Origin of the sequence: Nonomuraea sp. H19 (assembly GCF_052068215.1) — a bacterium.
Classification (GTDB): Bacteria; Actinomycetota; Actinomycetes; order Streptosporangiales; family Streptosporangiaceae; genus Nonomuraea.
Genome location: NZ_JBQHCV010000019.1, coordinates 227,692 through 238,557 on the forward strand (window position 1 = coordinate 227,692; position 10,866 = coordinate 238,557).

Annotated in this window: 13 protein-coding genes; 8 read left to right on the plus strand and 5 right to left on the minus strand. The window is 70.0% G+C overall.

Annotated features, from left to right (window positions below):
• Positions 1-53: 53 nt before the first annotated feature.
• The 4 genes from ACTMTI_RS36240 to ACTMTI_RS36255 all read left to right on the plus strand — a co-directional run bounded on the left by ACTMTI_RS36240 (position 54) and on the right by ACTMTI_RS36255 (position 3,449).
• A complete protein-coding gene (locus ACTMTI_RS36240; protein ID WP_441125195.1) occupies positions 54-1,037 on the plus strand; it encodes a hypothetical protein in 984 nt (327 codons plus the stop codon).
• Positions 1,038-1,106: 69 nt separating this feature from the next.
• On the plus strand, positions 1,107-1,517 hold the full coding sequence (locus ACTMTI_RS36245; RefSeq protein WP_441125196.1) for a nuclear transport factor 2 family protein: 411 nt from the start codon (positions 1,107-1,109) through the stop codon (positions 1,515-1,517).
• The gene (locus ACTMTI_RS36250; RefSeq protein WP_441125197.1) at positions 1,510-2,517 is read left to right on the plus strand and encodes a zinc-dependent alcohol dehydrogenase family protein; all 1,008 of its coding nucleotides are present in this window, start codon (positions 1,510-1,512) and stop codon (positions 2,515-2,517) included. Before ACTMTI_RS36245 ends, ACTMTI_RS36250 begins: the two co-directional genes overlap by 8 nt.
• 164 nt (positions 2,518-2,681) lie before the next feature.
• A complete protein-coding gene (locus ACTMTI_RS36255; protein WP_441125198.1) occupies positions 2,682-3,449 on the plus strand; it encodes a DUF429 domain-containing protein in 768 nt (255 codons plus the stop codon).
• 3 nt (positions 3,450-3,452) lie between these two features.
• On the opposite strand, the gene ACTMTI_RS36260 is transcribed toward ACTMTI_RS36255, so the two are convergent.
• A complete protein-coding gene (locus ACTMTI_RS36260) occupies positions 3,453-4,262 on the minus strand; it encodes a helix-turn-helix domain-containing protein (protein WP_441125199.1) in 810 nt (269 codons plus the stop codon).
• A gap of 131 nt (positions 4,263-4,393) precedes the next feature.
• Between ACTMTI_RS36260 and ACTMTI_RS36265 the strand changes: the two genes are divergently transcribed.
• Positions 4,394-4,843, plus strand: a complete 450-nt coding sequence (locus tag ACTMTI_RS36265; protein WP_441125200.1) for a hypothetical protein — start codon at positions 4,394-4,396, stop codon at positions 4,841-4,843.
• Positions 4,840-5,091 carry a permease prefix domain 1-containing protein gene (locus tag ACTMTI_RS36270; RefSeq protein ID WP_441125201.1) on the plus strand — a complete coding sequence of 84 codons (252 nt, stop codon included), beginning with the start codon at positions 4,840-4,842 and terminating at the stop codon, positions 5,089-5,091. Before ACTMTI_RS36265 ends, ACTMTI_RS36270 begins: the two co-directional genes overlap by 4 nt.
• Here ACTMTI_RS36270 and ACTMTI_RS36275 read toward each other — a convergent pair.
• From ACTMTI_RS36275 to ACTMTI_RS36285, 3 genes are all read right to left on the minus strand, one after another.
• The gene (locus ACTMTI_RS36275; RefSeq protein ID WP_441125202.1) at positions 5,055-5,999 is read right to left on the minus strand and encodes a helix-turn-helix transcriptional regulator; all 945 of its coding nucleotides are present in this window, start codon (positions 5,997-5,999) and stop codon (positions 5,055-5,057) included. The two genes, ACTMTI_RS36270 and ACTMTI_RS36275, sit on opposite strands and share 37 nt — an antisense overlap.
• Positions 6,000-6,379: 380 nt before the next feature.
• On the minus strand, positions 6,380-6,733 hold the full coding sequence (locus ACTMTI_RS36280) for an ArsR/SmtB family transcription factor (protein WP_441125203.1): 354 nt from the start codon (positions 6,731-6,733) through the stop codon (positions 6,380-6,382).
• Between the two features lie 5 nt (positions 6,734-6,738).
• Positions 6,739-7,176, minus strand: a complete 438-nt coding sequence (locus ACTMTI_RS36285; RefSeq protein ID WP_441125204.1) for an SRPBCC domain-containing protein — start codon at positions 7,174-7,176, stop codon at positions 6,739-6,741.
• 194 nt (positions 7,177-7,370) lie between these two features.
• Here ACTMTI_RS36285 and ACTMTI_RS36290 point away from each other — a divergent pair, with 194 nt between their 5' ends.
• The gene (locus ACTMTI_RS36290) at positions 7,371-8,441 is read left to right on the plus strand and encodes a winged helix DNA-binding domain-containing protein (protein ID WP_441125205.1); all 1,071 of its coding nucleotides are present in this window, start codon (positions 7,371-7,373) and stop codon (positions 8,439-8,441) included.
• 12 nt (positions 8,442-8,453) lie between these two features.
• On the opposite strand, the gene ACTMTI_RS36295 is transcribed toward ACTMTI_RS36290, so the two are convergent.
• The gene (locus tag ACTMTI_RS36295) at positions 8,454-8,801 is read right to left on the minus strand and encodes a DoxX family protein (RefSeq protein ID WP_441125206.1); all 348 of its coding nucleotides are present in this window, start codon (positions 8,799-8,801) and stop codon (positions 8,454-8,456) included.
• A 473-nt stretch (positions 8,802-9,274) separates the two neighbouring features.
• On the opposite strand from ACTMTI_RS36295, the gene ACTMTI_RS36300 reads away from it, so the two are divergent.
• On the plus strand, positions 9,275-10,866 hold a 1,592-nt coding region (locus ACTMTI_RS36300; RefSeq protein ID WP_441125207.1), incomplete at its 3' end, for a PAS domain-containing protein.

Below are 10,866 nucleotides of genomic sequence, written 5' to 3' on the forward strand. Positions count from 1 at the left end.
GAGTGCCGAACGGCATCTGGCCCGGCGACGTGCCGCGCCGAGACGCTGATCACATGAAAATCATCACTTCCGGCTGGCAAGGCCATGCGGCGGCACTGTGGGCACTGGCCTACGGCGGGCTGGGCGCGGCGTGGGCGCTCGGGGCGCCCGGCTTCCCCTGGGGCGCCTCCGACCCCGACCCCGACGGAGCACTGTCCATCCTGGCCGGCACGACTCCGCGCTTCGGCTGGTGGATCGCCGCCTTCTCGTTGCTCACCGCGCTGACGGCACTGGCGCTGACCCGCAGGAGCGACCGCCGCGCTCCCTTGTTCCTGGCCTGGCCGATCGCCGCGATCCTGGTCCTGGTGGTTCCCGACTCCCGCCTGATGATGGGCGTCGCCTACACGCCGCTGCTGCTGGTGGCGCCGGTCTTCGGATGGAGCCTGGGCGGCGCCGGCTTCGCCGACCTCTGGCCGTGGCCCGTGCTCAACCAGCTCGTCTGCGTACTGGGCGGGTTGCTGCTGGCCGCCGCGGCGCTGGCCTACGGCCGGAGGCACGGCCGTACCCGCTGGTTCACCCCGGCGCGGGGGCGCACGGCTGTGTACGTGGCTGTCGCGGTGCCGCTGGTGTACTGCGCCACCCGGTGGGCGTGGGCGCTGGGCATCCCTCTCGGTGTGAGCCCGGAGTTCCTGGCCGAAGGCGAGGGCGGCCTGTGGCTGGCCGGGGTCTACCTGGCGACGTTCGGCGCCCTCGGCGGCGTGCTCACCCTCGGCCTGACCCAGCGGTGGGGCGAGATCTTCCCGCGCTGGATCCCCGGCCTGCGCGGCCGGCGGGTGCCGCCGCTGCTGGCGGTCATCCCCGCCGGGTTCGTCTCGATCATCGTTACCGTGGCCGGGCTGACCTACATCCGGTGGACGATCGCCGGCCGGTTCGCCCTGGCTGAATGGGGCGCCTGGCTGCCGGAGTGCTTCTGGCCGATCTGGGGCGCCGCGCTGGCCACCGCCACCGTCTCCTACCACCTGCGCCGCAAGCACGGCGCACTGGTGGCGACCTCCTGAGCTTGACGAGTAGATCAACCGGTCGATATAAACAGTTAGACCGAACGTTCTATCTCCCGAGGATTTCCTATGACACCCCGTACGACCACCGATGTCATCGACGACTTCAACCGCGCCTTCGTCGATCACGACCCCGCGGTGCTCACCGACCTGATCGGCGAGGACTGCGTCATGGAGGCGGTCCGGCCCGCCCCCGACGGCGCCCGCTACGAAGGCCGCGCCGCCTGTCTGACGTTCTGGCAGGCGCTGGCCGCGGACCGCACCACCCGGTTCGAGCCCGAGGAGGTGGTGGTCGCCGGCGACCGGGCGACGATCCGCTGGCGCTACCGCTTCGGCGACGGTCCCGCCGATTCGGTGCGCGGCGTGAACCTCATGCGCGTACGCGACGGCTTGGTCGTCGAAGCCCTCGGCTACAGCAAGACCGCAGACGAGGTCCCGCCGGCCGCCGAAATCGTCACCTCGGAAGGCGTCCATGCGTAGTTACCACCTGACCAGCGGTGCCGGGCTGGACGGCCTGGAGATGAGGAAGCACGAGGACCCGGTCCCCGGTCCCGGGCAGGTCCTGGTCGCCGTGCGCGCCGCCTCACTGAGCTTCCGCGAGCTGATGGTGCTGCGCGGCGACTATGTGCTGCCGGTGAAACCCGATGTGGTCCCGATCTCGGACGGGGCCGGAGAGGTCGTCGCGATCGGACCGGACGTACGTGCGGCGCGGGTCGGTGACCGGGTCACGGCCACGCTCTTCCCGAGCTGGCAGGACGGCCCGTTCGGCGTCCAGCACCTGCCGCAGCTGGGCGGCTCCCTGGACGGCATGCTCACCGAACTCGCGGTGCTCGGCGAGAACGCGCTCGTGCCGATCCCCGAGCACCTGTCGTACGAGGAGGCCGCGACGCTGCCCTGCGCCGCGGTCACCGCCTGGAACGCCCTGACCGGCGACGGCGACGGCGGCCTGCGGCCGGGTCACGCCCTGGTGACACAGGGGTCAGGCGGGGTCTCCCTGTTCGCGCTCTCGTTCGCCAAGGCGCTCGGGGCCCGGGTGATCGCCACGACCAGCGGCCCGGCCAAAGCCGCACGCCTGAGCGAGCTCGGCGCCGACGAGGTCATCGACTACCAGGCCATGCCCGATTGGCCCGCCAAGGTCCTGGAGCTGACCGGCGGGCAAGGGGCCGACCGCGTCGTCGATGTCGCCGGCCTGCTGGAACACTCGCTCAGGGCCGTGGCGATGGGGGGCCATGTCGCTTGCGTGGGCTTCGTCTCCGGCACCGCGCAGCCCATCGACCCTCGGGCGCTGTTCGCCTCCGGCGCGACCGTGCGCGCGGTCGCCGTCGGCAGCCGTGCGCAATTCGTCGCGATGAACCGCGCCATCGCGGTCAACCGGCTTCGCCCCGTCATCGACCGCGTGTTCGCCTTCGACGAGGCCCTCGAGGCCTATCGCTATTACGCCTCGGGCAAGGCATTGGGAAAGGTGGTCATCCGGCTCTGATCATCGGTCTGCCGTCCTCCACCTGATCAGGATGAGGGCCACGACCCCGTATGACGTGTAGGTGACCGTGGAGCGGTAGCTCATCTCCGCAGCCGCTGCGCATATGTCGGGTTGCCGGCGGAGCAGAAGAGGATGCCCTTCGGGCGGGCCCCTATCGTGAGGAGATGCTGACGGTTGGCATCGATCTCGCCGCGGAGGCCACGCGGACGGCGGTGGCGTGGCTCGACTGGTCGCCCGGCCGCGCGCGCCTCGCCAGGGTGGAGGTCGCAGTGGACGACGGCCTGATCGTCGACGCGGTGATGGAAGCGCGCAAAGCGGGCATCGACTGCCCGCTCGGCTGGCCGGACAAGTTCGTCGACTTCGTCACCGCCCACCGGGCCGGGCACGTACGGGTGCCTGAGGGGCTGGCGGGCCGGGCCTGGCGGCGGGACCTGGCGCTGCGGGTCACCGACCAGGTGGTGCACGAGCAGACGGGGCTGACGCCGTTGAGCGTGTCGGCCGACCGCATCGGGCACGCCACCATGCGCTGCGCCGCGGTGCTGGCCGAGCTCGCGCGGCGGGGCCGGCCGGTCGATCGGCGGGGAGGTGGGGCTGTCGTGGAGGTCTACCCGGCGGCCTGCCTGAAGCGGTGGGGGCTGCCGTACCGGGGGTACAAGCGCGCCGCCAACCTCACCGAGCTGGGCCGGCTCGTGGACCGGCTGCTGGAGGCGGCGCCGTGGCTGGAGCTGGGCGGGTACGAGCCGCTGTGCCGGGCCTCGGACGACGCCACCGACGCGGTCGTGTGCGCGCTCGCCGCCCGCGCCTCAGCCCTCGGCCTGGTCACCGTGCCGGCGGCGGAGCAGGCCGGGGCGGCGGCCACGGAGGGTTGGATCGCCCTGCCCACCGCGCCCCTGGACGGCCTCATCGCACCGGGTCAGGGACGGACGGCATGAGTGTCACGTGTCTTCGACGGCTGAGGCCAGGGCGCGCAGGGCATCGGCGGTGAAGTCGTCCAGGGGATAGAACAGCTCGATCGCCAGCTCCGCCAGCGTCACATCGGCCGGGGCTCCGAATGTTGCCATGGTGCTGAACATCGCCAGCTCGCCGAATGGGGTACGGATTCTCAACGGCACCTGGATGGGGCTTGGCGGGAGCCGTGAGGGTTCGTCGTCGCCTTGCGGGGCGGGGTAACCGGACACTTCCCGGTAGAGGGCCCGCAATTCGGCGTCGCCGGTGGCGTTGACCTGGCGCAGCAGTCGTTCCAGGAACAACGTCCTGACCTCGCCGAGGTTGGCCAGCCGCGAGGCCAGCCCGTCGGGGTGCAACGTCAGCCGGAACACGTTCGGCTGCGGCTGCAGCAAGTGCGGCGGAATCCCCGCCATGAGAACGTCCATGGCGCGGTTGCCCTGCAGTACGTTCCACAGGCGGTCGACCACGACGGCGGGGTAGGGCTCGTGCGCCGTCAGCATGGTGTCCAGCGCGGAGCGGATCGATGCCATGTAGCCGTCGTCGAGGTTGCTCTCTCGGTACGCGGGGGCGTAGTCGGCGGCCATGAGCAGGGTGTTGCGCTCGCGCAGCGGGATCTCCAGGGCGGCTGACAGGCGCAGCAGCATCGCCCGGCTCGGGCGTGCGCGGCCGGTCTCCATGTAGGACAGATGCCGCGCGGAGGTGTCCGCCAGGTTGGCGAGATCGAGCTGGCTCAGTCTGCGCCGCTGCCGCCACTCCCGCAGCAGGCCGCCCACGCGGGACGGGCGTTCCAGATCCATGCCGAGGAGGATAGACGATCACAAGGTGGCCGATTCCATGACTTCGGAGGTTATTGAGGTCGTTACCGCGGTGGTGACATGGTGCCTTTGCCCGGGCCGGTCAGTTCCGCTCACGACGAAGGAGAGCCGTAATGAGCACCCCAACCCCCACCGTCCGGCGCCCAGTGGTGGACGGCAGCGGATCGAACCTGCTGCGCCAGATCTTGCGGATCGACGCGTGGAGCACCGCCGTCTTCGGCGTGGTCATGCTCGCTCTCGCCCAGCCGCTCAGCGCCCCGCTCGGCCTGCCGACCGCCTGGTCGATCCCGTTCGGTGTCGCCATGCTGGGCGGGGCGGTCGCGCTCGGCCTCATCGCCGGCTACCCGCGGATCCCGGCGCGCCATGTCGCCTTCGTGGTCGCGGGCAACGGATTGTCGTGTGCGGCACTCGTGGTCCTGGCGTTCGCGGAGGTGATCCCGCTCACCGGCTTCGGGGTCGCTTTCATGCTGGTCGGAGCGTTGGTGGTGGCGGTGTACGCCGGACTGGAGTTCATCGGCCTGCGCCGCTCCATGGGCGCCGGCATCCAGGCGGGCACGAGGTGAGCACCGGGAAGAACGTCGTCATCGACGACTACGTGAAGCACCTGAGCCGCACACTGAAAGGTCCGCCGCGCCCGAAGCGTGATTTCCTCACCGAGGCGCGCGACAGTCTGCTCGACGCGGCGGACGCCTTGGAGAAGGGCGGGCTCCGCCGGGTGGAGGCGGAGCGCGTGGCCGTGCGGGAGTTCGGCACGGTCGGCGAGCTCGCCTCCGGCTACCAGCGAGAATTGAGCCTCTGCCCGCTCAGCTGATCAGCGCGGAAGGCCCGCTGGGTGTACGGGTTTTCGGGATGGCTCGGCTGAAGACCTTGCCGGCGGGCCCAGCCGTCCAGCCGTCTGATCGTCTCGTGATCGGGGCTTCCCAGCGGGGCGGTGAGGACCACGATGGCCTGTTCGTGATCGACGATGCTGGTCAGGGCCTGCCAGTCGAGGCTGAATTCCCCGACGACCGGATGGCGGACCCGGCTGTGGCCGAAGGTGTGCACGGTCACCAGGTGCTCGGCCCACCAGGTGCGGAAGTCTTCATCGCGCACCGACAGCTCGCCGACGAGTTCTTGCAGGCGGGGCTGGTCGGGGTGGGCCCCGGCGGCCATGCGCAAGCTGGAGACGGCCTCTTGCGCGCGGGCGCGCCAGTCGCCTTGCAAGGCGCGGACATGGCCGTCAAGGAAGATCATGCGCACGTAGTTGCGGTGGGCGGGCTTCATGGCGGCCAGGTCGCCCAGCAGCGCGGCGCCCAGCCGGTTCCAGGCCAGGATGTCCAGGTAGCGGCCGAGGACCAGTGCGGGGGTGTCGACGAGGTTGGCCAGGAGCCGGGCCGTCTGCGGACTGATGTGCTGGTCCGCCTCGCCGGGCTGCTCCAGCGCCTCGGGATGGGCCAGCTGGAACAGGTGGCGCTGCTGGTCCTCGCTGAGCCGGAGCGCGCGGCCGATGGCGTTCAGGACCGATCGCGAGGCCGTACGTACCCGCCCCTGCTCCAGGCGGGTGTAGTAGTCGGTGCTGATCCCGGCGAGCTGGGCCACTTCTTCCCGGCGCAGGCCGGGGACGCGCCGGGGGTATGGCGGCTCGGGCAGGCCGTGTTCGGCCGCGGTGACGGCGGCGCGGCGGGCGGTAAGGAAATCGGCCAGCGGCCCCCTGGCGGAGTCGACCTCCAGGCTGTCCATAGCTGCCGATTGTGGCACCAGCGCGGAGCAATTTCCGGGGAAAGCCCTTCCCAGGAAGAACCGATCCTTCCAGCTCAGCGCGTGATGCGCGAGGCTGGCTGCCGGAGGGAAGAGCCGGCCCCGCAGAGCATGGAGGGGAGCTGCGGGGCCGCTTCCTCTCCTCTTCGTGTCTGAGCCGGAGCCGCATGCGACGGATCCCGTGTGCGCAGGATCCGTCGCACCGGCTCAGTCCGAAGACGCGGCCAGTTCCTCGTGGGCTTGCTTCGGCACCGGTACGCCTCCCGCTGCCGGGCCGCGCGCAGAACGAGCGGACCGCGCAGCCGGGGGTCGCCCGGCTGCGCGGTCCATGAGGTCTTCGATCGTGCCGCGGCCAAAGATCGCTAGCGCGAATCCCGCTCCGCTTCTTCAGCGATGCGCTTGATGTTCGCCAACCGCCGATCCCAGTCGGCTGCGAGCGCGGCCATCCACCGCGCCGTCGCGTCCAGTGCCGCCGGCCGCACCGCGTACCGCATCTCGCGTCCGACCCGGCTGCCGGAAACCAGCCCGGCGGCGTCCAGGACAGCGAGGTGCTTGACCACCGCCTGCCGCGAGACGGGAAGTGCTTCGGCGAGAGTCGTCGCGGTGGCCTCGCCCTGTGCGGCGAGCAGGTCGAGCAGCTGCCGTCGCGTCGGGTCGGCCAGCGCGACGATGACGCTGTCGGCCCCCTCGACGGGGCCGCGACGTTCTTCCGTCACGCGACCTACTGTTCGGCGCGCGTCTTGAGAGCGTCCAACACCTGGGGCCAGCCCCCGGTGTTGTCCTCCACCGCCTTGCTGCGCAGATCCTCGGACCCGGCCAGCGCCGCGAACCCGCTCTCGACGACGCGGAGCCGCGTCTTGTCGCCTTCCGGGATCAACGTGAACTCGATGAGGGTGCTGTTGTCCTCGCGCAGCTCTTCCCCGGGGAAGGCGCTGGCCCAGCGGTAGGCCAGGTACGTCGGCGGCTCGACCTTCTCCACGCGCACCGGGAAGTCGCCGTACTCGGCGTTTTTCGCCACCAGCGACTCGCCTTCTTGGGCCACGGTGCCGGTCACGCTCCCCTGGTCGGCCACCCAGAACCCGGGTTCGGCCACCAGCGACCAGACCCTCTCCAGGGATGCCGCGATCAGGGTTTCGCGTTCGATCCGGTCCTCGCTCATGAGGGGACTCCTTCATCTCCGCCATTGGTTGTGCAACTTCAGAGTTGCACATCAACTCCTCCAGGCGCAACCCCAGGGTTGCACTTCGACGCGGTGGACGTAATACGCGGTCAGCCCGAACGCCTAGCGGGGTTTCCTCGGTCGCGTCGCTAAGATCATCTGGTGAAATGCCGTAGCCTCATGAAGGCGGACTATTGATCGTCTCTCAGCGCGTCCTCAACCGTACGCTCCTCGACCGGCAGTTCCTGCTGAGCCGCACCTCTCGCGCACCCCTGGACGTGGTCCGGCATCTGGTCGCCGTTCAAGGGCAGGAACCGAACTGGCCGTACGTCGGGCTGTGGACGCGCATCGACGGCTTCCGGCACGAACACCTCGACATGTTGATCCATGATCGCAGCGTGGTGCGCTCGACCGTGATCCGCAGGACCGTACACCTGGTGTGTCCCCGTGACTTCGCCTGGCTGCGGCCGGCGGTCGAGTCCATCGTCAGCGTCGCCCTGCGGCACGCCTATTACGCGCAGGAGATCGAGGGACTCGACCTCGGCAACCTGGCGCAGATCGGCAGGGAGGTGCTCAGCGGCCGATCGCTGACCCGGCGCGAACTCGGCCGGTTGCTCGGCGAGCGGTTCCCCGGACGTCATGCGGGCCGGCTCGCCGATGCGGTGGAACTCTTGGAGCCGCTGGTCCACGGCCCATCGGCCGGTGTCTGGGGAAAGTGGAAGAACCGGTCCTCGATCGAGGTGACCCTCGCGGAGGAGTGGACGGGCATCCCCATGGCCGCGGAGCGGCGGCTCGAGACGATGGTCCTGCGCTACCTGGCGGCGTTCGGGCCGGCGAGCGTCATGGACGTGCAGGCCTGGGCCGGTGTGACGCGGCTGCGCGAGGTGATGGAGGGGCTCAGACCGCGCCTGCGCGTCTACCGGAACGAAGACGGCAAGGAGCTGTTCGACGTGCCCGAGGCGAGGCTCGCCGACCCCGGCCTGCCGGCCCCGGTGCGGTTCCTGCCCGCGTTCGACAACAGTCTGCTCGGCCATCAGGACCGGAGGCGGGTGATCAGCGAGGAGGATCGCAAGCGCATCGCTCCGGCAGCCTCGGGCGGCGTTCCGACGTTCCTCGTGGACGGCTTCGTCCGCGGCACATGGGCGCTGAAGGAGGGGACCGTGCTCATTTCACCGTTCCGGCCGCTGGCCGATCCCGGAGCGGTGCTCGAAGAGGCGGAACGCATGCTCCCCTTCATCGAGGCGCACGCCGCCCAGTTCGCGTGATCAAGGAAGCTGTCAGGCGGTGTATCCCAGCATCAGTGCGGCGATCACCGGGCCCATGTACAGCAGGGGGAAGACGACGGTCGAGTACGAGCGCGCCCGGAGCACGGTGACGACGGCTCCGGCGAAGTACAGCACCAGGCCGATCCCGGCCAGGACGCCGACGACCGGCACGAACAGGCCGACCAGCAGGCCCGCGGCCCCTGCGGCCTTGGCTGCGCCGAGCCAGGTCCACCACGAGCGGGGGACGCCGTAGTCCATCAGCGGCTTCACGACCCACTCGGCGCGGCGAAGGAGGGAGAAGGCAGAGAAACCCACCCAGAGGGCGGCCAGGACGGTGACGATGGTGGCGGTGGTGGACATGGGGACACTCCCTAGCTGGTGCTTTCTTGTGACACCAATCCTGCGAGCCCCGGTTGATAGCTCCGCGATGCGTTCACGATGCGCGGCTTCCCGACCCGACCTGTGACCCCAGCGATGGCCCATTTCGCTCGAAAGACTTCGGACTTACTCGTCTCTAGCCGCCGCGCTCGATGCCGGAGCAGGGATCACTGCCATCCCGTGGCTCGGTGCGGGCCTGGCCGCGAGCCCGCGCATCGACCGTGCTCGTCGTCGGCGGCGTGGTCCTTGGACTCGACGGCTCCAGCAGCGCGCTCCCCGACGCCACAGAGGAGGGCGTTTGGGTGGTTATATCCTGTACATATCCCCCCTGTATATGCATATTCCTCCCGGATCAGTGCCGCAGACGCGTCTCAGAGCCCGGGCTCCGCAGGATCGATCTTGACCCTGATGGAGACCCCTGGTGACACGGTGAAGGGCAGGGGATGGGGATGGGGATGGGCGAACAGCGTGCGCAGGATCAGCAGATCATATGGGCGGACCAGGTTTCCGAGCAGCGGAAACGGCTCCTGGCGGTGGTCGGTGACGATCTATGGGGGATAGAGCTGCTGCGGTTCGCGATCCAGCAGGCGGTGGCCGATCTCGCCGGGCTGGGCGGCATGGTGCATCTCGGCAGCCCCGGTTTCAGCGGCGGGCTGCGCCTGGTGGTGACCAGCGGACTCCCTTCGGCCTTCACCCAGGCATGGGAGCGCATTGACGGGAACGGCCCGATGGCCCCGGCGCGCGCGTTCCGGGACGGTGTGTTCGTGCGGGCGTCCATGGCGAACCTCGTCGATGGGATGCCCGGACATGGCGGAACGGCGAGCGGGCGACCGTACGGCTCCGAAGCCGGATCCTGGTCCTGGCAGGTGGGTACGGCGATGGAGGCCGTGCCGCTACTCGGCCCCGGCGGGCCGGTCGGCACGCTGTCGGTGGTGACGGTCTCCTCGCAGGAGACGTCGGCCGGGCAACGGGCCTTTCTCGACACACTGGGCCGATGGGCCGGCGAGCGCCTGAGCAGATCCACCGCACCTCCGCCCGATTCGCCCCTCACGGGGTGGCAGGAACAGCCCACGGGCTCGCATCTGCGGCAGGATCTGCAGGCGGTCGGCACGTGGGACTGGGACATCCGGACCGGTGATGTCGTCTGGAACGACGCGATGCTCACCATCCTCGGCCTCGACCCTGGCCCCTGCGATGGACGAATCCAGATCTGGACGGGCACCATCCACCCCGAGGATCTGCCGTGGGTGCTGTCCGACATGGATGAGGCGATCCGCACGGGGCGGATGCACAGCACCGAGTACCGGGTGTGCCGCCCGGACGGTACGTCCGGCTGGGTGCGGGTTCGTGGCCGACTGGTGCTCGATGACAACGGCGAACCGGCACGCATGATCGGCACCCTGTGGGACGTCACCAAGACCCATGACGTCCTGGAGACGGTCACTGAACCGCGGACGCGTAACACCGAGCGCGCTTCCGCGGAGCGGGCCTCCCATATCAGGGAGCTGACCAGGGCGCTGGCCGAGGCGGTCACCGTTCGCGACGTCGTGGACGCAGCCGCCGATCACATCTTGCCGTCGTTCGGCGCCTCCGGACTGATGCTCGCCTTCCTGGAAGGCGATCACCTGCGGCCGGTCGGGCTCACCGGGTATCCACAAGAGTTCATCGACCAGGTGGCCCAGATGCCGGCATCCTGGGGGCTCCCGATGACGGCGGTCCTGCGGGAGCGTACCCCGATGTTCATCAGCTCGCTCGAGGAGTGCATCGAGCGCTACCCCCTGACGGCGGACCTTCCGGCGGCGGGGGGCAAGCGAGCGTGGGCCTTCCTGCCGCTGATCGCCTCGGGACGCCCGGTGGGCAGCTGCGTCATCTCGTTCACCGATCCCCGCCAGTTCACCGGTGAGGAACGTAACCTGCTCACCGCGCTCAGCGGGCTGGTCGCCCAGGCCATGGAACGCGCGCGCCTGTATGACAGGGAGCACACCCGCGCCAAGGAGCTGCAACGCGGGCTGCTGCCGCGCACGCTGCCCAACCTGCCCGCGGTCAC

What these genes read in the sequence shown, in the direction of transcription:
- ACTMTI_RS36285 (WP_441125204.1), bottom strand. Translation starts at nt 7,176, where the DNA reads ATGAGCGAGGACCGGATCGAACGCGAAACCCTGATCGCGGCATCCCTG.
- ACTMTI_RS36295 (WP_441125206.1), bottom strand. Translation starts at nt 8,801, where the DNA reads ATGTCCACCACCGCCACCATCGTCACCGTCCTGGCCGCCCTCTGGGTG.
- ACTMTI_RS36240 (WP_441125195.1), top strand. Translation starts at nt 54, where the DNA reads ATGAAAATCATCACTTCCGGCTGGCAAGGCCATGCGGCGGCACTGTGG.
- ACTMTI_RS36250 (WP_441125197.1), top strand. Translation starts at nt 1,510, where the DNA reads ATGCGTAGTTACCACCTGACCAGCGGTGCCGGGCTGGACGGCCTGGAG.
- ACTMTI_RS36275 (WP_441125202.1), bottom strand. Translation starts at nt 5,999, where the DNA reads ATGGACAGCCTGGAGGTCGACTCCGCCAGGGGGCCGCTGGCCGATTTC.
- ACTMTI_RS36245 (WP_441125196.1), top strand. Translation starts at nt 1,107, where the DNA reads ATGACACCCCGTACGACCACCGATGTCATCGACGACTTCAACCGCGCC.
- ACTMTI_RS36265 (WP_441125200.1), top strand. Translation starts at nt 4,394, where the DNA reads ATGAGCACCCCAACCCCCACCGTCCGGCGCCCAGTGGTGGACGGCAGC.
- ACTMTI_RS36260 (WP_441125199.1), bottom strand. Translation starts at nt 4,262, where the DNA reads ATGGATCTGGAACGCCCGTCCCGCGTGGGCGGCCTGCTGCGGGAGTGG.
- ACTMTI_RS36255 (WP_441125198.1), top strand. Translation starts at nt 2,682, where the DNA reads ATGCTGACGGTTGGCATCGATCTCGCCGCGGAGGCCACGCGGACGGCG.